The following is a 22,891-nucleotide window of genomic DNA, read 5'->3' on the forward strand; positions in this document are numbered from 1 at the left end:
AAATTCGAGTATTATTATTTTTGGTTATGTATAATTTATCTGGATTTGCAAAAACGTTTTTGCTGATAAAGAACCGAAGTATTAAAGCTTTCCGCCATATCATTTAGATTCGTTTTAAATTAACTTCAAAATGACTTTTAACGGAGACGGTTATCTTTTCCATGTTTATATTTATTGAATAAATAGTATTTTCTAAATCATACCTTTATTATGTTCCAAATTAAAGAACAACCTGCTGTTTTTGATGTCGTCATAATCGGCTCAGGAGCGGGAGGTGGAATGGCCGCTTATCAGCTAGCAAAGGCTGGTGCGAAAGTAGCTCTTCTGGAAGCAGGCGGATATTTTGATCCGGCTGATCCTAAATATATTACGCAATTAAAATGGCCGTGGGAGTCTCCCCGCCGTGGCGCAAGCACCACTCGCCCGTTTGGCGATTTTGATGCTGCATGGGGAGGATGGGAACTGGATGGAGAGCCTTACACACATAAAAACGGTACAAAATTTGACTGGTTTCGTTCCCGTATGCTGGGTGGACGTACCAATCACTGGGGGCGCATTTCACTTCGTTTCGGACCAAATGATTTTAAACGTCACAGCATTGACGGACTTGGAGATGACTGGCCAATCGGTTATGATGATGTAAAACCATATTACGATCAGGTTGATAAATTAATCGGTGTTTTTGGCACGATTGAAAATATTCACAACGAGCCGGATGGAATTTTCCTTCCTCCTCCTGCTCCGCGTCTTCATGAACTTTTCCTTAAAAAAGCAGGAAAAGCTGCTAATATTCCGGTAATTCCATCCCGTCTTTCGATCCTTACAAAACCGATCAACGACCAGCGTGGAGTATGTTTTTATTGCAGCCAGTGCGGTCGTTCATGTCAGGCATATGCGGATTTCTCAGCTTCATCCGTTCTGGTAATTCCAGCGATGAAAACAGGAAATGTAACGCTGATCAACAATGCGATGGCAAGAGAAATCCTTACAGACCCTAAAACGGGCTTGGCAACAGGCGTTTCTTATGTAGATCGTAATAAACTGACGGAACATACTATAAAAGGAAAAGTTGTTGTTTTAGCTGCAAGTGCAGGGGAATCTGCGCGTTTACTTTTAAACTCAAAATCAGACAATCATGAAGGCGGCTTAGCGAATTCAAGCGGTGTCGTAGGGAAATATCTTCACGATTCAACAGGAGCTTCAAGAAGTGCATTCCTTCCTCATTTAATGGATCGTAAACGTTACAACGAAGATGGAGTGGGCGGAATGCACGTTTATACACCCTGGTGGCTCGACAACAAAAAACTGGATTTCCCAAGAGGTTACCATATTGAATACGGTGGTGGAATGGGAATGCCTAGTTACGGTTTCGGTTCTGGTATTGAAGGAATGAACGGAAAATACCCGACTGCGAACGGAACAACCAAACCCGCAGGAGGTTACGGGGCTTCACTTAAAGAAGATTATCGTCGTTTCTATGGTGCTTATGTTGGTATGGCCGGCCGTGGTGAAGCGGTTCCAAATATTAATAATTATTGTGAAATCGATCCAAATGTTGTTGATAAATATGGTATCCCGGTTCTTCGTTTCAACTACAACTGGACGGATTATGAAATCAAGCAGGCAAAACACATGCATGATACATTTGAAGAAATGATACATGCTTTGGGTGGCGTTGCGATGGGAACAAAACCTGGCGCGGATACCAATTACGGTATTGCAGCTCCCGGCCGTATCATTCACGAAGTGGGAACGGTTCGTATGGGTGATGATAAAAAAACCTCTGCTTTAAACAAATTTTCGCAGGCTCATGATGCGAAAAATGTATATGTAGTAGATGGTGGCTCGTTTGTTTCGCAAGCGGATAAAAATCCAACCTGGACTATCCTTGCACTTTCATGGAGAGCCTCTGATCACATTATTGAGCAGATCAAACAAAAGAATTTATAATAACTGTCGGCTCAGGCTGATTCAAATTATATAAAAATGAAACGCAGAGAATCATTAAAAGCATTAACGCTGAGCTCCCTTGGTTTCGCGGCTCTCAATCCGCAGGAGTCACTGGCAGAAGCAAGAGAAGTGGAAGCCGCATTACCGCCGGAAGTTCCGCTTAAAATACCGGGAGGTCGTCAGAAAGAGGAAGCCATCCGTGATGCACAATTGATGAAAGAGAAATTTTTCACAGTACCGGAACTGGCTACTATAAAAGTTTTGGCCGATATCATTATCCCAGCCGATGCAAAATCGGGCAGTGCTTCTGATGCTGGCGTGCCGGCATTTATTGAATTTATCGTAAAAGATATGCCTCAGCATCAAACACCAATGAGGGGTGGATTATCCTGGCTCGACCTTGAATCTAACAAGCGTTTCAAAAAAATATTTACGCTTTGTACGAAGGCCCAACAGATTCAGATCGTTGACGATATAGCATATCCTGAAAAAGCTAAGCCAGTTTTCAGTCAGGGTGTTGCTTTTTTTAATCTTATGCGTAATTTAACGGCCTCAGGTTTTTATACGACCAGAATTGGTGTGGATGATATTGGGTACGTAGGAAATACGCCAAATATTTGGGCCGGTCCGCCGGAAGACGTATTAAAACAATATGGATTTGCCTAGAAAGTGGAATTTATAGGAGTAACAGAAAGAGGTCATCAGCAAACGCCGATGACCTCTTTCATTTTATTAAATTCTGTTACTAATATAGCGCGTTGCGTTGTGCTTTTACAGTTTCGTCTTTTAAGAAATCATCATAAGGCATTAGCTTATCAAGAATACCTTTGGGTCCGATTTCTATAATCCGGTTTGCTATGGTATGAACAAACTGGTGATCATGAGAATAGAACAACAAACAGCCAGAGAAATCAATCAATCCATTATTTAGTGCTGTGATCGATTCAAGATCCAAGTGGTTGGTCGGGTCATCCATGATCAATGCATTTGAACCCGAAAGCATGGTGCGTGACAACATACAACGAACCTTTTCACCTCCTGAAAGTACCTTCGCCTTTTTAAGGGATTCTTCTCCGGAGAAAAGCATACGGCCCAAAAATCCGCGGATAAAACTCTCATCTTTTTCTTCTGAATACTGACGTAACCAATCAACCAGATTCAAATCTACATCAAAAAACGACGTTGGATCTTTGGTAAAGTATGACTTGGTAATCGTAACTCCCCAATTGAAAGTTCCTTTATCTGCTTTTTGTTCGCCGTTTAAAATATCAAAAAATGCACTGATTGATAATGTGTTACGACTTACAAAAGCAATTTTATCTCCCTTATTAACACTGAAATTCATGTTACTGAATAATTTCAGTCCATCCTCAGTGGTTTTAGACAATCCGTCTACTGTCAAAATTTGATCACCAACTTCGCGTTCCGATTTGAATGCGATATAAGGATATTTACGTGACGAAGGTTTTATATCTTCAATTGTAATTTTTTCAAGTAGCTTCTGACGCGAAGTTGCCTGCTTTGATTTCGATGCATTGGCACTGAAACGTCTAATAAACTCTTCAAGTTCTTTCCGCTTATCGTCAGATTTTTTATTCTGATCCTGGCGCTGTTTCATAGCCAACTGGCTCGATTCATACCAGAAAGAATAGTTACCCGAGAACATTTGCACTTTACTAAAATCGATATCGACAATATGCGTACAAACTTCATCCAGAAAGTGCCTGTCGTGAGATACAACAATCACCGTATTTTTGAAATCAGCCAGGAAATTTTCAAGCCACAACACCATTTCAACGTCAAGGTTGTTGGTTGGCTCATCTAATAAAAGAACGTCCGGATTTCCAAAAAGTGCTTGCGCCAAAAGAACACGAACTTTTAAATTCACATTCAAATCTCCCATGAGCGTATTGTGGGCATCTTCCCCAATTCCCAAACCACTCAATAATTGTGCAGCCTCGGTTTCTGCCTCCCAACCATTCAAATCAGCAAATTCAGCTTCAAGGTCTGCCGCTTTTTCACCGTCAGCATCTGTGAAATCTTCTTTTTCATAAATCGCTTCACGCTCTTTCATGATTTTATAAAGACGTTCATGTCCCAAAATCACAGTATCCATGGCTGTATATGCGTCAAACTCAAACTGATCCTGTTTCAGGAAAGTCATCCGTTCTCCGGGATTCATGCTAATCAAACCCGTTTGAGCTTCGATTTCGCCTGAAAGAATTTTCAAAAATGTTGATTTACCTGCTCCGTTTGCGCCAATAATACCATAACAGTTTCCAGGTACAAACTTTATATTTACTTCATCAAACAACACCCTTTTGCCGTACCGCAAGGATACGTTCTGAACCGTAATCATCTTAAAACTGATTTTTTATGAATGAAAGTGCAAAAATACAAAAATTAGAGGGATTTTTAAGCCTCTATGAAGAGATTCCCAAGTTACTTCTGGTTTAATCTACTTCTAAAAGCAAAAGAGGCCGATTTACAAACCGGCCCCTTTTAGTTAAAGTTTTAAATCAATTCATTATTGGATCACACGCATCGTGTGAGCTCCTTTCCCAATACTCACTTTTCCGGCCTGTTTTTTAAGCGAGAGTGAATCACCTTTTGTCATCGTCCAAAATTCAATACCTCCTGTTCCATTACCGTACTCTTGATATTCGTACACGGAAACAGCAAGGTTTGAGCCATCTTTGTCAAATGCGGCGTTTGTAGGAAAAATTCCTTCAAATGGATAATCTGCAACCTTCGAAGGGACACCATTGGCAATTTTCAAAAGTGTTAAAGAACTTCCATGTGCCGATCCTGCCTCACTCCATGGTAATCCGCTCTTTCCGGAATTAACTGCAACGATACTGCTTCCATCCGGGCTAATTGCGAAAGAAGAGGTATTTACACCAACGCCAACATTCCCTGCAATCTTATGTTCTGTCGATCCATCCATCGAAAAGTCAACGACAAACATTTCTCCTTCTGCGGTTCCTTTACCCGCAGCTGCCTTTGCATCAAGCACAAAGTAATGTTTTCCATCAGGTGAGAATTTACCTGTGGTAGGCTCTACTCCCACTTTTATTGACTTTCCAACCAACTCTACATTTTTCAATTTACCTGCTTCTCTAAGAACTTTATATAAACCGACTTCATGTGAAGTTAGCGTAAAAGCAATAAAGTCACCTGATGGATGCCAAGAAATATCAATAATTCTATTTGCAGAATCCTGGCCGAAAGGTAAGTTTAGGAATCTAGCAGGTTTTCCATCCGGTGCTGACTCAATAAATACCAGTTCTTTACCAGACTGCAAAGTGGAAATGATCAATTCATTCTTATTAATATCGATCGATGTTGGAAACCTGCCAACCGCATAACCAAATTTTGCTTTTGGAGCTGCTATATTAGCAATGTCTACCACATACAATTTTTCACCTGCTGGTAGCTCTGCTACCACATCCTTGTACTCCGCCACACCATCTTCTGGTCGTAAGCGGCTTTCCAAAACATAAGCCAATCCGCCAGTTGCAGGAACTGCTAATGTTTTGGCCGATCCCAACAGCGAGTTTGAAACAAGCGCCGTCCCGACAGATTTACTGCCTCTTTCCACTGGAAACTTAATGGATGTCAAAACATCTTTTGCTGTGTTGTCTCTTAATAGCTTTCCATCAACAAGCGCCGAGGCAGACATATCCGCATCAGAAACAACCACAAGGCCACGGGCGTTAAAGTTAACAGGCGATTGAGCAGCGGCAGGAAGCACTCCCAAAGCTGCAAAACCGGCAAATAATACGACTTTTTTCATAGAAAAAGATAAGTTTAGATAATTGAGTTTTAATAAAATATAATACATCTTATTATAAAATAAACCTCCCAGCCCCTCAAAACAGGCTAAAACATATTTTATAAGATCGCAATATAGGACATAAAACTTTTAATATACAAGAATTTACTCTTGTTTGACAACTCATTTTCACTGAATGATTTCTAAGCGTAAACACATGAAAGATTAATTCAAATAATTCTAAAATTTACAATACAAACAGCCATATAACAGAAAGCCCTGATAGTAATACTATCAGGGCAAAAATCATAGTAAAAGCTGCTTACGCTGCTACCGCCAATGAATTAACCAATTTAGCTAATTTTGATTTTTGGTTAGACGCTTTTTTCTTATGGATGATGTTTTTCTTAGCCAAACGATCTAACATAGAAGAAACAGTTTTGAAAACATCTACTGCAACAGTTTTGTCAGTTGTTTCTCTCAATTTCTTAACGTAAGAACGAGTGGTTTTGTGCTGATAACGGTTACGCAAACGCTTTGTTTCGTTGGCACGAATTCTTTTTAATGCTGATTTATGATTTGCCATTTTATAATAATGATATTTTTCAATTCTTGGAATCGGTCTGCAAAAATAGGTATATGATATTAAAAACGCAACTTAAGTAGTAAATATATTTAACATATACGTTATTTCTATTGAACCAACCGTTGCACATCGGATGACAAATACTCTGACAAACGGTTTTCCAGCTCAGCCAAAGGAATATTTCCTAATAACTCTCCTTCCACGGCTAGTGATATCTTACCGGTTTGTTCTGAAATCACAATCACCACAGCATCAGTAGCTTCACTCATGCCCATGGCAGCCCGGTGACGAAATCCCAGCGACGATGGTACATCCACGCCGTCAGCAACTGGCAATACACAGCGTGCTGCTTTTAGCCGTCCATCTACGATAACTACGGCACCATCATGTAATTCACTATACTGATTAAAAAGTGAAACAATTAATGGTTTTGATACACGTGCATCCAATAATTCACCGGTTTCAATGAATTTCCCAAGATCATCCCTCTTGTTTAATACGATCAGCGCTCCATTAAAATTAGAAGCAATGGTTTTGCTTGCGTCAACAATTTCTCTAAGGTTTTTGTTTTTCAGGTCAAGCACTGTACTTCCCAGAATCTTTTTTAAAAATTCGTTATTCGTGTAAATCGTCGACTTCCCTATAATCAATAAAAAACGGCGAATTTCCTGTTGGAAAATTACAATAAGTGCCACTGCTCCAACTCCCATGAAATACTGTAAAATGGCCGTGAGCAAACCCAAACCCAAGCCTTTAACGACCAGGTAAAACACATATACAAATAAATAACCTAAAAATACCCGGCTCGCTATACTTCCTCGTACCAGAAAATAAATCTGATAAAGAAGTATCGATACCAGAAAAACATCCAGAATATCAGTCCAGTTAACATTTAAAAAACCAACACGCATAAGAAACTCAATATTATTTCGCGACTAAATTACTATTTTTTCGTTCACGCCACTAGTTGCCATCCATAGTTTTACTGCTTCAACCGCAGGTTTTACATCATGAACACGTATAATCGCCGCTCCCTGCTGAAGAGAAATTGTATTCAAAACCGTTGTTCCCCCCAAAGCTTCCTTCGCCGGTATATTCAACGTATTGTATATCATCCCTTTCCTGGAAATTCCTACTAAAACCGGGCAGCCAAGTTGATGAAATTCCGAAAGATTTTTCATCAGCTCAAAATTTTGGGCGGTAGTCTTGGCAAAACCAAATCCAGGATCTATAATAACATCCGAAATGCCCTTATGACGTAAATTAATCAGTTTTGCTGCTAATTCTGCCATAATCTCCGGAATCAGGAAATTATACTCAGTGAGCTTACTCATGGTTTGCGGAGTTCCTCTCATGTGCATCAATATATATGGCACACCCAATTCAGCCACGGTATCAAACATAGCATCATCCAGAATCCCCCCGGCGACATCATTAATAACATGTGCACCACTACCTATAGACTGCCTTGCCACTTCTGAACGAAAGGTATCAATAGAAATTATAAGATCAGGAAAATACTTATTGAGTGCTTCAATAACGGGTAAAACCCTGTCTGCTTCCTCACTTATACTTATTTCTTTTGCTCCGGGCCGTGTAGAATATCCTCCAATGTCTATGAAGGTAGCGCCATCGTTTTGCATGATTTCTGCCCGTTCCATAACCTCATCCATGGAAGTCATTCGGCTGTCTGAATAAAAAGAATCAGGCGTAATATTTAAAATACCCATGACACGCGGCAGGGATAGATCCAGCAAACGTCCCTTAATTTTGATCGTTTTTTTACTAACTTGCGCCATAGCAGCTGATATTTGTTATTCTTATACGTGATTTCTTAATTCTGGACTACCACAAAAGTTTATAATTTTAAAACAGAAATCGTGGTATACAAAAGTATTCTTTGAAGGACTATTTTCAGCCATTATACACATTTTGACAATTTTTTAAGCCAAACTCATCAAGTACGCGTGAAATCGACCGAAGCGGAATATCAGGAAATCATTCAGTATTGCCAAGATCTTTTTACAAAAAAAAACAAAGATTACGGAACTTCATGGCGCATCCTGCGCATTCCTTCTATAACAGACCAAATATTTATTAAAGCACAAAGAATCCGTACCATTCAGGAAAAAGGTATCCAAAAAGTAAATGATGACATTTCCGGAGAGTTCATCGGAATCATTAATTATTGCGTAATGGCCCTTATTCAAATTGAGCTGAATAATAATAAAAGTGAAATCGGTGCGGACGTACTTACGGCATTATATAACGATCAGGTAGAAGCTGTAAAAGAATTGTTGTTCAATAAAAACCACGATTACGGAGAGGCATGGAGAGATATGCGTGTGAGCTCTATGACCGATATTATTTTGATGAAACTGCTTCGTATCAAGCAAATAGAAGATAATGAAGGATTTACGCTTGTTTCGGAAGGTGTAAAATCCGGCTATCAGGATATGATCAATTACGCTGTATTTTGTCTTATCAAGTCAAACGCGCTGCAAACAAATTAGTCAAAATTAAAAATTACGGCTGCCTAACAAGTTCTTTAAAATGAAAATTCTTGCCCATATTTCCAAGATTATAGTAGGGTTACTGTTTATTTTTTCAGGTCTGATTAAATTGAATGACCCGGTTGGGACGCAATATAAGCTTGAAGAATATTTTGAAGTTTTTGCAACCGATTTTTCTCAATTTCAACATTTCTTTGAGGCGTTGATCCCGTTTGCACTTTATTTTTCTGTGTTTCTTTGCGCGGCGGAAGTCGTGTTGGGGATTGCCCTATTAGTCAGTTATAAGCCGAAAACAATTTCCTGGCTTCTCTTACTTATCATTATTTTCTTCACGTTCCTGACATTTTATTCAGCTTATTTTAACAAAGTAACAGATTGCGGATGTTTTGGTGCAGCTATCAAACTGACTCCCTGGACTTCATTCGGAAAGGACATTTTCCTCCTGGTATTAATTCTGATCATTCTGTATAAAAGAAAAATATTCAAATCTCAGCCAACCGGTTTCATCGTGGCACTTTCTACGATGGCATCTTTGGGCATTGCTGTTTATTCGATCAGACATTTACCGATATTTGATTTGCTTGCTTACCGCGTTGGAGCCAGCATTCCGGCACAAATGAAGCCTTCGGAACCATTGCGGTATAAATACATTTTTACAAAAGGCGGAAAAGATCAGGAATTTGAACAGTATCCGACAGACACAACACTTGTCTTTAAAGATATGATCGTTTTAAACGAGGATGCCAAACCGAAAATTACGGATTATCGGGTATGGAATGATGCAGGGGATTTTACAGAGCAGACTTTTAAAGGAAAAAAGCTTTTTTTAATCATTAAAAACCTGACTGATATCAATACAGCTGCATTTCCTGACATCCAGAAACTGGTCAATAGTGTCAAGAAAAAAGGTGTTGAACCAATTGTCCTAACTTCCGCTAGCAGTGCTGAAATCACACAATTCTTGTCAGCACATCAACTTGTATTGCCTTTTTATTATGTTGATGCGACAGTGCTGAAAACAATTTCCCGTTCGAATCCAGCATTATGGCTTTTGAAAGATGGAATTGTAAAAGGGAAATGGCACTATAATGATACGCCAACAGAAGAAGAAGTTTTGGAAGATCTGGCAAAATAGGTCGAAAATTTCCTTATGTTTTTTTCTTTTTATCTAACCAGTTTCAAAAGCTGTCTTGAAATTTTACAGCTATCTTTCCACAAGTTATACATGAAAAATATATTTCTAATCGGACTTCCGTCTTCGGGAAAGTCTACTTTGGGAAAAAAATTGGCGCGCCTGCTCGACTATCGTTTTGTCGATATGGATAAGCTGATAGAAAAAGATCAGGAAATGACCATCCACGAAATATTTACGCAAAAAGGCGAAGATTATTTTCGTGAAGTTGAAAGCCGGATATTAAAAAATACCATTGAAAATAGAAAGGTAGTCATTGCCACGGGTGGAGGTGCGCCATGTTTTTTTGACAATATGGATTTTATTAAAAAGTCCGGAATAAGCATTTTTCTGGATGTTCATCACGTTGAACTAGCCAAGCGTATTCAGAATCACGGAAAAGATGATCGTCCGTTATTATCCGGTGCCACGTCTCTGGAAATTGAACTTGAAAAAAAATACCAGCAGCGTCTCCCCTATTACTCCCGGGCAGATTTCACATTGAGCGGCGATACCGATGCTTCAAAATTAGCAGCAATTGTTCAACCTTTATTATAACAAAAGAGCCGAAAATCTTAATGATTTTCGGCTCTTTTGTTATTGTTGATTTATATCAAAAAAATGTACCCACAGTCAAAACTAGGTTTGTGGTGTGATTATTGATTTTAGCAGAAGCATAATCTTGCGAATTACTTAGCACATAAGGTGTATAAACTGATTTAAACGCATTGTAGGTTCCGGAAATATCTGCAAAGAACCTGCTATTGCGTACACCTAAACCTGCCGAATATAATAATTTGGCTCTGTTTATTCCGTCAGATTGAATTTTATAAGGGTCGGATAAATAGGCAAATCCTAATCTTCCCCTGAATATACCGGACCTATACTCCCCGCCCAGGCGTGCATTAATACCGGCTTTATAGCTGTCCTGAATTTCTTGTTTATAACTCTCCTTAAATGAACGATTACCATCTGCTGAATAAAACTTTGTCCTTACCCTCATACCTCCATAACCTACATATTCTATGGAGCCTGTAATAAATCCTTTTTGATTAATAAAAACCGTTGCTCCTAATGAACCACGTAATGGACTTGTCATAGAATATTCAAAATCATTAGGAGCTTGGGGAATTTCTAATGTATTTGGTCCAATGTCAACACCCTTATCATCACGAATAGATCCCACAATATAATCAGCGTATGTACTCTGATTAAATGATTCTCTGATTTTCGTAAATGTTGGCGAAGTTAATGAACCTCCAAATTGAACAATGGGCGTTACCTTATAAATAATTCCAAATGTTGCGTTAATACCATTTCCCGAAACCGTCAAATCTTCATTTTGATCAATGCCTCTAAAATGGGTCCCACTAGTATAAGTTTCAGACATTGATTGTGTATAATCATATTTAATTATATTGTATCCAACTGTTCCTCCAATATAAAGCTTGTCGTTGTAATTACCAGCGTATGCAAAATTCCATTGCGTTTGAGCCCCTCTTGAATCAAATGCTCCGGCTTGCTGTGTTGGGCTCGATGCATCATATCTGACATAAGCAGGACCGGATGATAATGGATTAGGGTTTATTAGGAACAACTGGTAATAAGCAGCTGCTTGCGAATAAGCCAAGTTTGTGTTAGGATCATAATCTTTATCTAAATCTGTTGTGCTAGGAACAGGAGATTGATTTACGTCGTCTAAAACTTTATCGGTGTAAGCACTCCTATTATTTAGTCCGGCATAATTAAATCGATTTTGAAAGGATTGTTGACGGGAGTATGATATACCTATTGAAGTGCTTTTCCACCTCCTTTGGTACCCCGGTTTGTTAGTAAATACCGCAGAAGCATTCGAAAAAGGGAAAAACTTTGTTTTCCCATCTTTTATAACATTTCCAATATACTCTGATTTTGTATTATAATTTGCAAGCGATGGGCTAATACTAAATTCAGATCTCGTATAAAATCCTAAGCCTGCCGGATTTCCACTAATTGAACTTGCATCTCCCCCCAATGCTGTATGATTGCCACCAAGTCCCTGAAAACGGGCAGTTCCTGTTTGATTAATTTCAGAATAGCGAAAAGCGTCAGAGGCGTATTGGGCAAATGTTGGAATGGATAGCGTTAAACTGCAAAAAAGTCCAATCCATTTAACTGATTTTGTCATGGCTGGTGTAAAGTTTTTAATAATTGAACATACTGGTTACTAAACGAAGACCCCGCAAAATTATGACATTTTGCAGGGTCGATTTATAATTTAATCTATAAAAATCATTCCTGATTATCAGCGTGGACCTCTTGAACCGCCACCTCCACCGCCTCTTGAACCGCCGCCGCCGCCGCCACCTCCACTTGGAGCACTGTAACTTGGCGCGCTGTACGTCCTTGCAGGGGCACTGTAATTGTTACTATTGCTTCTTGATGGAGCACTATAATTATCATAACTTCTTGTGGGAGCCTGATAAGACTGGGTGCTACGTGCAGGAGCAGAATAATTTGACTGACTTCTTTGCAAATTGTAAGAATCAGAGCTTCTTGTTCCTGACGAAGAAGAACGAGGCGTGTACGAATTCAAATTACTGTTGTCCGAAGAGTAATTACTTCCAGAAGAAGTTCTTGGACGGGAATAGTAAGTGTTTCCATCACTTGCCGTATTTCCTGATCTGGAATATCCGCCAGTACTTCTTGCATTGGTATTCCCTGTTGAACCATCAACCCCTGTTCTGCTACCAGCTGAATTACCACGGCTGTTAGCTCTTGGTGAAGAGTAATAAGAATCTCCTGACGAAGAATTTCCCGATGATCTTAAATTACGACCTGACGAATTATCAACAGAACGAGGTGAATTTACAAAGCTTGAATTATAACGTTCGCTGCTTCTTGGGCTTCCACCTGATTCACGTGCACCATAAGTACGCGCAAACCCTCTTCTGTCATTTACATTATTTACCACAATTACAGGGCTGTTGTATGCCCATGGACTATAATAACCACCATATCCTCCAAATCCACTGCCATAGCCATATCCGCCATAGCCACCATACATGCTTCCGTAGAATGGATCATATCCGTAAGGGCTGTATCCATAAGGGTTATAACCATACATACCACTACCATAACCGTAAGGTGAGAAACCGTAGGAAGAATATCCCATTCCAAAACCTGAAAATGGATTCATACCAAACATACTTCCAAATCCAATGCTTAAACCAAGTCCGCCCATTCCCATTCCTCCCATGTAACTACCTGGATAATATGATCCGAAACCATTGTTCATACCATATCCAGTATTGTAAGGGTTAGAAAAACGAGTTGCCTGATTATAACCATCAGTAAAACCGGCGTTGTAACCTACATCACCAGAAATATTGCGTTGCGCACTTCTGGCTGAAATATAAGAATCATCATAATATTCGCCGTTCCCTGCAACATCGTCAGCTTGTGTATCAACATAATCAGGGTTACTTGAACGCGTCACAGTCTGCGCAGAACGACTGTTTTTTGAAACAACTCCCGTATTTGGATTTCCTCCGTAAAGGTCATCATATCCTCCACCTGATTTCGAAGCGTATTGATTACTGCTACATCCAGCAGCACCTAACAGCAAAATCAGAGAAAAATATCTTAAATTATTCATACTCCTCATGGCTCTAGTTGTTTATAATGTTGTCTCTAATATACATAAAATTTCGTACCAGACTGTGAATAAAACATCATTACTATGACATTAATTCCAAAGTTAACATAAAAAACTATCTTTGCAACTTGATTAAAAAGCGAAGTGACAAACCGTCATACTCCTTTCCATTACATAATATTTTTGTAGAATGAGTAAAGCCTTACCAACCCGCAGTGAAAATTACTCCGAATGGTACAATGAACTTGTAAAAAGAGCCGATTTGGCGGAAACTTCTGCTGTCAGAGGCTGTATGGTGATTAAACCTTACGGCTATTCTATCTGGGAGAAAATGCAGCGTGCATTGGATGATATGTTTAAAGAAACAGGCCATCAGAATGCTTATTTCCCCTTATTTATCCCAAAATCATATCTTAGCAAGGAAGCTTCACATGTTGAGGGTTTCGCAAAAGAGTGTGCGGTAGTAACGCATTATAGATTAAAAGCTGACCCCAATGGCAATGGTGTAATTGTGGATCCGGATGCCAAACTGGAAGAAGAACTTATCGTTCGTCCGACGTCTGAAACGGTTATCTGGAGTACTTACAAGAACTGGATCCAGTCATACCGCGACCTTCCTTTGCTGATCAATCAATGGGCAAATGTGGTACGATGGGAAATGCGTACCCGATTATTTTTGAGAACGACGGAGTTTCTGTGGCAGGAAGGCCACACAGCGCATTCAACCTCGGCAGAAGCAGTGGCAGAAACAAAACAAATGCTGGAAATTTACGCTCAGTTTGCAGAGGAATGGATGGCTTTACCCGTAGTAAAAGGAGTAAAAACAGCAAATGAAAGATTTGCTGGTGCTGTTGATACCTACTGCATAGAAGCATTAATGCAGGATGGAAAAGCTTTGCAGGCAGGAACTTCACATTTTCTCGGTCAGAATTTTGCAACAGCCTTTGATGTTAAGTTTCAGGACAAAGAAGGAAAACTGGAATATGTCTGGGGAACTTCCTGGGGAGTAAGTACACGTTTGATGGGTGCGCTTATCATGGCACATTCGGACGATGCGGGTTTAGTATTACCACCAAAACTTGCTCCGATCCAGGTTGTTATTATTCCTATTTATAAAAACGAAGAACAATTGACCTTGATATCCGAGAAAGCTGCGGCGATCACTAAAGAGCTTCGTAAAATGGGAATCAGTGTTAAGTTTGACAATAATGACGCATATAAGCCAGGTTACAAATTTGCAGAATATGAGCTTAAAGGTGTCCCTGTACGTTTGGCCATGGGTGCGCGTGACCTGGAAAATAATACAGTCGAAGTGGCAAGACGTGATACCAAAACTAAAGAGACGGTTTCGCTAGATGGAATCGCTCAATTTATTGGCACGTTATTAGATGATATTCAGGTTTCAATCTATAACAAAGCATTAACTTTCAGGGAAGAAAACACGATGAAAGTTGATACTTTTGAAGAATTTATCCGCGTTCTGGATACGAAAGGTGGTTTCATTCTGGCACATTGGGACGGCACTTCCGAAACGGAAGAAAAAATTAAAGAGGAAACTAAAGCAACGATACGTTGTGTTCCTTTGGATTCTGTGGAAGAACAAGGCGTTTGCATTTATTCGGGCAAACCATCCAAAAGAAGAGTTCTATTCGCGAGAGCATATTGATGTCGGCTCATAATTTGATGACCATTATCTTAAACTTATTTTTTTACCAATAGATTCTAATAAAATGAAACAAGCACAAGCAGGTGATACTGTACAGGTACACTACACAGGCACTCTTCCAGATGGCCAACTGTTTGATTCTTCAGCAGGACGTGAGCCATTGTCTTTTCAACTGGGAAGCGGCCAGGTGATCAAAGGCTTTGATGACGGTGTTACCGGCATGGCAGTTGGAGATAAAAAAACGGTTCATATTCCAAATGAAGAGGCTTACGGGCCGATCAATGAAGAAATGATCGTCAACTTTGAGCGCAGCCAAATACCGGCCGACGTTCCTTTGGAAGTTGGAATAACTTTGAATATGCATCAGGACGGAAACGGACAGGTAATTCCTGTTATCGTGAAAGAAGTTACTGAGGAATTTGTAATTCTTGATGCCAACCATCCATTGGCTGGTCAGGATCTGATCTTTGAATTGGAACTTGTAGGTATCGAATAAAATAGATTTGTAAGAAAAACCGGCTTAGATCATAATGATCTCAGCCGGTTTTTCTTTTTCCAGTACAATTATTCAACCCATTTAAGACTAAACATTTCAGGTTTTCCCTTTTGTAATTTTAGTAAAACTTGCTTATCCGACAGGTCATTTAACAAGCGTTCAGCTCTTTTTTCTGAAATATTGATGATCCGGGAAAATACTTTTGCAGTAACAGAATCGTATTCTTTCAAATATTGAATAAGAGACCGGACATGCCGGGATTGCAGGAGCGTTTTCGTATCAAAATCACTTTGACCTTCTATAAATAATCTTAACGTCGGGACACTCTTATCTTTGACACGAATGTAAATCATTCGCTGTCCTTTCTCATTAATTGCATAATGCGGCCTTTCCTGGCTTTCATCGATTTCAACCCGAAGTAAAACCCGGTTATCAAGTTTCTCAGATTTAAACCGGATTGATAAAGCTTTGTCTACTAATTCCGTACACGCTTTTTCTAGTTTTTCAAGCTCGCCAAGTTCAGAAGTTATCCCCATCACTTCCCTGTTATCGGCAACACCAATCAACAAAACCCCACCAGAAGTATTGGCGAAAGAAGCCAACGTTTTTGCAATTTTATATGGATTATCAATAGTTCTTTTAAACTCTATCGTCAACCCCTCACCTTGTTTAATTAACTGTATTGTGCTTTTGATCATCATTTAAATTAAACCATATTTTTTACCAGGCAACGACCTCACCATTCCCTGAAATTCCAGATTGAGCAGTAAGGTGGCCAATTTATTTAAATGTAAACCACTTTGCCAGGACAATTCATCCACTTGCATATTCCCCTGTCGTTTTAAAAGAGACAAAACCTGGCCTTCATCCTGAGTGAATCCATCAAAAATAAAAGTTGAATCGTTCTTGTCGTCTTTACCTGTAACATCCAAACTTGTAGGTTTGTTCTGCAAATTCCATCCAATTGAGTCCGCCATATCCTGAACGGAGATAAAAATACAGGCTTTATTATCCCGAACAAGTTGATTACACCCTTCTGACTGAGGATTTGAAATATTCCCAGGTACTGCAAAAACTTCCCGATGATAATTCTGAGCAAAATCTACTGTAATCAGGCTCCCACCTTTTTTTGCAGATTCTACAACAATCGTAACATCACTTAATCCAGCAATAATACGGTTTCTGGCAGGAAATCGCATGAAATCAGGTTTTGTAGCCAAAGCATTTTCAGTAACTAATCCACCTTTTTCCAACATTTCAGAGGCCGTTTTTTGATGAACGGCCGGATAAATAACATTCAATCCACTTGCCATCACACCAATTGTTGACAGGTCATTTTTAAGGCAAGCTCTGTGCGCAGTAATATCCACGCCATAAGCAAGACCGCTGATGACAAGCGGATTATACGGAGTGAGATCTTTGATAATATTTTCTGTAACACTTTTTCCATATTCCGTCACCTGCCTCGTTCCTACAATACCGACAGTTCTATAACTGTTGTAGTCAAAATTACCTTTGGAATACAGGACCACGGGTGCGTCATAAAGTGATTTGAGACGGTTTGGATATGTAGTGTCTGAGAAAAAATGAAGTTTTGCGCCACTTTTTAAACAATTTTGCCATTCCTTTTCAGCTTCGGCCAGACCCTCTTTTCTGAGAATAGAACGTGCCACTTTATCACCTACTCCGGGAATTTTAATGAGTTTTTTGTAATCGGAGCTAAAAACTTTTTCAGAGCTGCCGCAATAGCTTATGAGTTGACGGATAGTAACTGAACCAATTCCTGGGGTATTGACCAGAGCAAGCGTGCAAAGCTTTTCACTTTCGGGGTTTTCTGACATAATGTTTATAGTGTGTTATGAGTACGCAAATTAAAAAAATAATGCTTGACATTGTTCTTTTTTTCGACCAATATCTTCGCTTCGTATAGTCGTGGCACAAAATTTGCTCTTCTTGGAAAAAGTACAAATTAAAACCTCAACTCCTATATGGAAAATATAAATACTGAAGACACCGCTACTTTACAAAATTTTGAAGGTATGGGTGCAACTTGTCACCCGGAAGGAGTACATTATAGAGTTTGGGCGCCAAATGCCCAAAGTGTTTCGGTCGTTGGAACATTTAACGACTGGAACGATCAGGCTAGTCCGATGCAATCCGAAGCAAACGGAAATTGGAGCTTGTTAGTAGAAAATTCAAAGGAAGGAGACGAATATAAATTCGCTATCAAAACTGCTAACGGAATTTTGATGCGCAATGATCCTTACGCTTTAAAAGTTACAAATTCGGCAGGAAACGGTGTAGTATATGATCATGCGTCTTTCGACTGGCAAGATTCTAACTATCAGATGCCAAGCTGGAATGAAGTTGTTATTTATGAACTTCATATTGGTACATTTAACGTTAAAGAGAAAAATCAAGTTGGTAATTTTTATACGGCCATAGAAAAGCTGGATTACCTTCAGGGCCTTGGTATTAATGCCATTGAGCTTATGCCAAGTTCTGAATTTCCAGGTGATCGTTCCTGGGGATATAACCCTTCCAATCCTTTTGCCATTGAATCCGATTACGGCGGACCAGAAGGCCTGAAAGCTTTTGTGAAAGCTGCACACGAACATGGAATTGCCGTTATTCTCGATGTCGTCTATAATCACTTTGGGCCGTCAGATCTTGATCTGTGGCAATTTGATGGCTGGTCTGAAAATGGTACCGGAGGTATTTATTTCTATAACGATTGGAAATCAGAAACGCCTTGGGGTGGTACAAGACCTGATTTTGGCAGAGGTGAAGTCCGGCAATATATTCACGACAACGCTTTAATGTGGCTTAGAGATTATCGTATCGACGGACTTAGGATGGATATGGTCGTCTACATTAGAAATGTGAAGGCGGATGGTAACCCGGGAAATGATATCCAGGAAGGGATTTCCTTAATGCAATGGATTAATAAAGATATTAACGAACAATTTCCCAATAAGATCACGATTGCTGAAGATATGCATTCGCTTGACTTTGTGACGAATACTGTCGAAAATGGAGGGATGGGATATGGTTCTCAGTGGGATGCTGAATTTGTACACTCGGTTCGCGAAGCCATAATTACTGCTAATGACCAGGACAGAGATATCCCATCGGTCGTCAGTTCAATCACTAGCAAGTATAACACTGATTCATTCCAACGGATTATTTACACAGAATCTCATGATGAAGTTTCCAATGGGCAGGCGCGTGTTGCGGAAGAAATTGCTAACGGAGATGTGAATAACTGGTATTCCAAAAAGCGTGCTGCGTTGGGCGTTGCATTGGTTATGACTTCGCCCGGAATTCCAATGATTTTTCAGGGACAACCACTTTTGGAAGATAAGTGGTTTTCAGACAGCGATCCAATCGACTGGTCAAGACTTGAAAAATTTCAAGGTTTTGCCAATCTTCATCGGGATCTGATTCATTTACGCAGAAACTGGTTCGGAGTTACAGAAGGTCTGCAGGGACAGGATGTTCAGATTATCCGTGCAGATAATGAAAAGAAAGTAATTGTTATGCATCGTTATAAAAACGGTGGACCAAAAGATAGCGTAGTTGTTGTTCTTAATCTTTCAACAGAAACTTTCGACGATTACAAAGTAGGCTTTCCGAGAGAAGGATCATGGAAACTTCGCTTCAACAGCGACAAAGGAGATTACGATCCTGATTTTTCACATTTGGGTGTTTTTGATATTGAAACCATGCAAGGAGAATTTGATGGTCTGCATCAGTTTGCTTCACTACAAATTCCCCCATACACTGCCTTGATTTATTCTCAGGAAGATTAAACCTGAAAAATAGTAGGTGACAATAAATAAAGGCTTTCCGAAAGGAAGCCTTTATTTATTTAATGATACTGAATAACCGATCCCAGCGGATTTTACTAATAAAACCCGCTGGATCAGGATCAATAGACATCCATACAAATACCGCTTTTCCAACAATATGATCTTTGGGAACAAATCCCCAATATCTTGAATCTGCTGAATTATGGCGATTATCACCCATCATAAAATAATAATCCTGTTTGAAAGTATAGCTGTTGAGCTCTTTCCTATTCTGGAATATTTTACCCTCTTTTAAAATCAAATTTTCATTGCCTTCATAATTTCGAATTACCTCACCATAAAGAGCAGCATTTCCGGTCGTTAGTTTTACGGTCATTCCTTTTTTGGGAATTAATACAGGGCCGTAATTATCTTTATTCCAATTCAATAAATCAGAATTTGGATACAGATGTGATTCCCGCATTCCTTTTCCTAAAACCAGCTTATCAACATGTTTTACAAAGTCATATCCTTTCAATTTCAAAGCCATTTCCGCTGTTGCTTTTACAATATACCCAGTTTCATCGTTAGCCGTCAATGTGTCGTCATAGGTTTCTGTGTAGGGTGAAAATTCAGTAATCCCATTCTTCTTGAAAATATTAGTTTCATTTATAGCCGTTTTTACAGCTATAAAATACTCATTCTGCATGTCAGACGGATCTGTACTTTTTACACCGTTTACATAAACCTGGCCACTTTTAATCTCAAGCCGGTCACCCGCTTCGGCTACGCATCTTTTGATATAGTTGGTCCTTAAATCAACAGGATAAGGTTTTAAATTTGGTAAAACGGCTTCGTAATTTTTATATAGATCAGGATGTTCAACTGGCAGATTAAAGACAACAACATCTCCCCTTTTAACCTCTGAAAAACCAGGTAACCGAAATTGAGGCAATGCGATCCAGTCAAGAAAAGACGGAATTTCGGTATTCCATATTTTCTGATGCGTCAAAGGTATTTGCAGAGGTGTTGCCGGGGTGCGGGTGCCGTAATGCAATTTGCTCACAAAAAGATAATCACCAACCAATAGCGTGTGCTCCATCGAAGAAGATGGAATAACAAAGGCTTCGAAAAAGAACCAACGAATAAGTGTAGCGGCTATTACTGCAAATAAAACAGAATCGAACCATTCACGAATAGCTGATTTTTTCTTTGAAATTTGTGGGACGTTTACTACTTCTTTTTGAACGGGCGTTATCATGACTAACAATAATTTACAATACAATATTGCATCATAAATTAATAATAAACAAACAACTATATATAATTTTACTATATATTTAATTACAAATTTTCTCTCCAAAAAAAAGAGGAAAAGAATTGGCTCAGTGCCTACTCTTTTCCTCTTAAAATAAAAATTTCTATACTTAATTAATAATGCGGAACAATCTGCTCCAACGAATCTTACCAAAGAAGCTTGTAGGAGCCGGATCAATTGACATCCAGACAAATACCGCTTTTCCAACAATGTGATCTTTTGGAACAAAACCCCAATAACGTGAATCCGCAGAATTGTGACGGTTATCGCCCATCATGAAATAATAATCCTGGCCAAAAGTATAGCTTGTTATTACTTTACCATCCACTTTAATGGTATTATTATCGATCTCTACTTTATCATTTCCTTCGTAGCTTTTGATAACAGTACTGTACAAAGCCACATTTTCCGGCGTTAGTTGCACGGTCATTCCTTTTGCAGGAATAGTGATTGGTCCGTAATTATCACGGTTCCATTTGAACAAAGGAGAATTAGGATATAACATCGGCTCGCTGATTTCTTTCGAAGCCTTAACCACCGTTACCCCCTTTACAAAATCGTATTGCTTTAATTTTGCCGCTATCTCAACGGTTGTAAAAATCAGATATCCAGGCTGGTCATTTGTCGCTATTGTATCATTGTACGTTTCTACGTACGAATTGAATTCCGAAATACCGTTATCCTTAAATACTTTTGCTTCATTCACACTTGTAGAAGTAGCAACAAAATATTCATTTTCCATCCTTACCGGATTTTCAACAGCTTTTCCATTGGCAAATACCTGGAGATCCCGAACTTCCAGCTTATCACCAGGAAGCCCCATACATCTTTTGATATAATTTGTCTTTAAATCAACCGGGTGCTGCAATTCCGGCGGGTAATTAAATACAACCACATCACCGCGTTTTACATCACTAAAACCCGGAAGACGAAAAGACGGCAACTGAACTGCGTCGGTATAAGAAGGAATATTGGTTCCCCAGATTGTCTGGTGTGTCAACGGAACCTGGATTGGTGTTTTAGGCGTACGAGTACCGTAATGAAGTTTACTAACAAACAAAAAATCACCAACCAAAAGACTATTCTCCATGGATGGAGTTGGGATTGTGAAGGCTTCAAAAAACAACCAGCGTATCAATGTCGCTGCAATTACCGCAAAAAGAACAGAGTCAAACCATTCACGAACAGCAGATTTTTTCTTTGAAGAACTAGGGTTATTCCCCTGATTAAAAGCCATATTTTATTTTAATTGAGAGTTACAGTAAAATCAGTCTAAATTTTCAAAAGGTCGTCCATTCCAAAAACCCCTTGTTTACCAGGAAGCCATTCAGCAGAAATTACAGCACCCAGCGCAAAACCTGCTCTACTATGTGCTGTATGTGCAATTTCAATTTTATCAACTTCCGATTCGTAACGGATGATGTGTGTGCCTGGTACTTCACCTTCTCTTTCCGCTTTGATCTGAATCAAACCTCCTTCATTTTCAGGTGCGAGAGTCCATCCTTTTATACTACTGTCCTCGGCAATAAGTCCCTCGGCAAGTGTTATAGCAGTTCCGCTTGGCGCATCGAGTTTGTGTATATGATGGATTTCCGTCATCGAAGCCTTGTAACCGTGTCCATTCATTAAATGTGCCAAATGACGGTTGAGACGGAGAAACAGATTGACACCTATACTATAATTGGAAGCATAGAAAAATGCACCTTTTTCTGATTGACACAATGCCTCAATTTCTGAGCGATGTTCAAGCCAGCCAGTGGTTCCGCAAACAATGGGCCAACCTTTTTTCAGACAGTAAGTAATATTTTCATAAGCAGATTCAGGAGCACTGAATTCGATGGCAACGTCAACATCCGCTTTTCCAAGCTCATCCATTTCACCGCGATTGCTGAGATCTATTTTTCCAACAATGCTATGTCCTCTTTCCAGGGCAATCTTTTCGATTGTTTTCCCCATTTTGCCGTAACCCAGCAACAATATCTTCATTC

At 39.4% G+C, this 22,891-nt stretch carries 20 protein-coding genes; 8 read left to right on the forward strand and 12 right to left on the reverse strand.

What is annotated here, in order from left to right:
• Window positions 1-210 precede the first annotated feature (210 nt).
• Entirely contained in the window at window positions 211-1,950 is a 1,740-nt protein-coding gene (locus tag FZF08_RS05430) for a GMC family oxidoreductase (protein WP_159467622.1), read from the forward strand.
• Window positions 1,951-1,986: 36 nt separating this feature from the next.
• Window positions 1,987-2,616 carry a gluconate 2-dehydrogenase subunit 3 family protein gene (locus tag FZF08_RS05435; RefSeq protein ID WP_159467623.1) on the forward strand — a complete coding sequence of 210 codons (630 nt, stop codon included), beginning with the start codon at window positions 1,987-1,989 and terminating at the stop codon, window positions 2,614-2,616.
• A 79-nt stretch (window positions 2,617-2,695) separates the two neighbouring features.
• On the opposite strand, the gene FZF08_RS05440 is transcribed toward FZF08_RS05435, so the two are convergent.
• The 5 genes from FZF08_RS05440 to folP all read right to left on the reverse strand — a co-directional run bounded on the left by FZF08_RS05440 (window position 2,696) and on the right by folP (window position 8,110).
• Entirely contained in the window at window positions 2,696-4,309 is a 1,614-nt protein-coding gene (locus FZF08_RS05440; RefSeq protein ID WP_159467624.1) for an ABC-F family ATP-binding cassette domain-containing protein, read from the reverse strand.
• 168 nt (window positions 4,310-4,477) lie between these two features.
• Window positions 4,478-5,746, reverse strand: a complete 1,269-nt coding sequence (locus tag FZF08_RS05445; RefSeq protein WP_159467625.1) for a WD40 repeat domain-containing protein — start codon at window positions 5,744-5,746, stop codon at window positions 4,478-4,480.
• A 301-nt stretch (window positions 5,747-6,047) separates the two neighbouring features.
• Window positions 6,048-6,311 carry a 30S ribosomal protein S20 gene (rpsT, locus tag FZF08_RS05450; protein ID WP_159467626.1) on the reverse strand — a complete coding sequence of 88 codons (264 nt, stop codon included), beginning with the start codon at window positions 6,309-6,311 and terminating at the stop codon, window positions 6,048-6,050.
• A 107-nt stretch (window positions 6,312-6,418) separates the two neighbouring features.
• On the reverse strand, window positions 6,419-7,222 hold the full coding sequence (gene cdaA / locus FZF08_RS05455) for a diadenylate cyclase CdaA (protein ID WP_159467627.1): 804 nt from the start codon (window positions 7,220-7,222) through the stop codon (window positions 6,419-6,421).
• 24 nt (window positions 7,223-7,246) lie between these two features.
• The gene (gene folP, locus FZF08_RS05460) at window positions 7,247-8,110 is read right to left on the reverse strand and encodes a dihydropteroate synthase (RefSeq protein WP_159467628.1); all 864 of its coding nucleotides are present in this window, start codon (window positions 8,108-8,110) and stop codon (window positions 7,247-7,249) included.
• A 168-nt stretch (window positions 8,111-8,278) separates the two neighbouring features.
• Between folP and FZF08_RS05465 the strand changes: the two genes are divergently transcribed.
• The 3 genes from FZF08_RS05465 to FZF08_RS05475 all read left to right on the forward strand — a co-directional run bounded on the left by FZF08_RS05465 (window position 8,279) and on the right by FZF08_RS05475 (window position 10,553).
• Complete coding sequence (locus tag FZF08_RS05465; RefSeq protein ID WP_159467629.1) at window positions 8,279-8,824, forward strand: DUF1599 domain-containing protein; 546 nt, start codon at window positions 8,279-8,281, stop codon at window positions 8,822-8,824.
• Window positions 8,825-8,864: 40 nt separating this feature from the next.
• A complete protein-coding gene (locus tag FZF08_RS05470; RefSeq protein ID WP_159467630.1) occupies window positions 8,865-9,959 on the forward strand; it encodes a BT_3928 family protein in 1,095 nt (364 codons plus the stop codon).
• Window positions 9,960-10,049: 90 nt separating this feature from the next.
• On the forward strand, window positions 10,050-10,553 hold the full coding sequence (locus tag FZF08_RS05475) for a shikimate kinase (RefSeq protein WP_159467631.1): 504 nt from the start codon (window positions 10,050-10,052) through the stop codon (window positions 10,551-10,553).
• Window positions 10,554-10,608: 55 nt separating this feature from the next.
• Here FZF08_RS05475 and FZF08_RS05480 read toward each other — a convergent pair whose 3' ends face one another.
• A complete protein-coding gene (locus tag FZF08_RS05480) occupies window positions 10,609-12,162 on the reverse strand; it encodes a hypothetical protein (protein ID WP_159467632.1) in 1,554 nt (517 codons plus the stop codon).
• Window positions 12,163-12,279: 117 nt separating this feature from the next.
• Window positions 12,280-13,632 (reverse strand): hypothetical protein, encoded by a 1,353-nt coding sequence (locus FZF08_RS05485; RefSeq protein WP_159467633.1) that lies wholly within the window; start codon window positions 13,630-13,632, stop codon window positions 12,280-12,282.
• Between the two features lie 190 nt (window positions 13,633-13,822).
• Here FZF08_RS05485 and proS point away from each other — a divergent pair, with 190 nt between their 5' ends.
• Both proS and FZF08_RS05495 read left to right on the forward strand, forming a co-directional pair.
• A complete protein-coding gene (gene proS, locus FZF08_RS05490) occupies window positions 13,823-15,298 on the forward strand; it encodes a proline--tRNA ligase (RefSeq protein WP_159467634.1) in 1,476 nt (491 codons plus the stop codon).
• A 64-nt stretch (window positions 15,299-15,362) separates the two neighbouring features.
• Window positions 15,363-15,794 (forward strand): peptidylprolyl isomerase, encoded by a 432-nt coding sequence (locus tag FZF08_RS05495; protein WP_159467635.1) that lies wholly within the window; start codon window positions 15,363-15,365, stop codon window positions 15,792-15,794.
• 68 nt (window positions 15,795-15,862) lie between these two features.
• Here FZF08_RS05495 and FZF08_RS05500 read toward each other — a convergent pair whose 3' ends face one another.
• Together FZF08_RS05500 and dprA are read right to left on the reverse strand one after the other, a co-directional pair.
• Window positions 15,863-16,495 (reverse strand): helix-turn-helix domain-containing protein, encoded by a 633-nt coding sequence (locus FZF08_RS05500; protein ID WP_229216424.1) that lies wholly within the window; start codon window positions 16,493-16,495, stop codon window positions 15,863-15,865.
• On the reverse strand, window positions 16,496-17,635 hold the full coding sequence (dprA, locus tag FZF08_RS05505) for a DNA-processing protein DprA (protein ID WP_159467636.1): 1,140 nt from the start codon (window positions 17,633-17,635) through the stop codon (window positions 16,496-16,498).
• Between the two features lie 147 nt (window positions 17,636-17,782).
• Between dprA and FZF08_RS05510 the strand changes: the two genes are divergently transcribed.
• Window positions 17,783-19,606, forward strand: a complete 1,824-nt coding sequence (locus tag FZF08_RS05510; RefSeq protein WP_159467637.1) for an alpha-amylase family glycosyl hydrolase — start codon at window positions 17,783-17,785, stop codon at window positions 19,604-19,606.
• Window positions 19,607-19,661: 55 nt separating this feature from the next.
• Here FZF08_RS05510 and lepB (FZF08_RS05515) read toward each other — a convergent pair whose 3' ends face one another.
• From lepB (FZF08_RS05515) to dapB, 3 genes are all read right to left on the reverse strand, one after another.
• Window positions 19,662-20,846, reverse strand: coding sequence for a signal peptidase I (gene lepB, locus FZF08_RS05515; protein WP_159467638.1), 1,185 nt, complete (start codon window positions 20,844-20,846; stop codon window positions 19,662-19,664).
• Window positions 20,847-21,012: 166 nt separating this feature from the next.
• Entirely contained in the window at window positions 21,013-22,140 is a 1,128-nt protein-coding gene (lepB, locus tag FZF08_RS05520; protein WP_159467639.1) for a signal peptidase I, read from the reverse strand.
• 35 nt (window positions 22,141-22,175) lie between these two features.
• Window positions 22,176-22,889, reverse strand: a complete 714-nt coding sequence (gene dapB / locus FZF08_RS05525; RefSeq protein WP_159467640.1) for a 4-hydroxy-tetrahydrodipicolinate reductase — start codon at window positions 22,887-22,889, stop codon at window positions 22,176-22,178.
• Window positions 22,890-22,891 lie beyond the last annotated feature (2 nt).

Source organism: Dyadobacter sp. 3J3 (assembly GCF_009801115.1).
Classification (GTDB): domain Bacteria; phylum Bacteroidota; class Bacteroidia; order Cytophagales; family Spirosomataceae; genus Dyadobacter.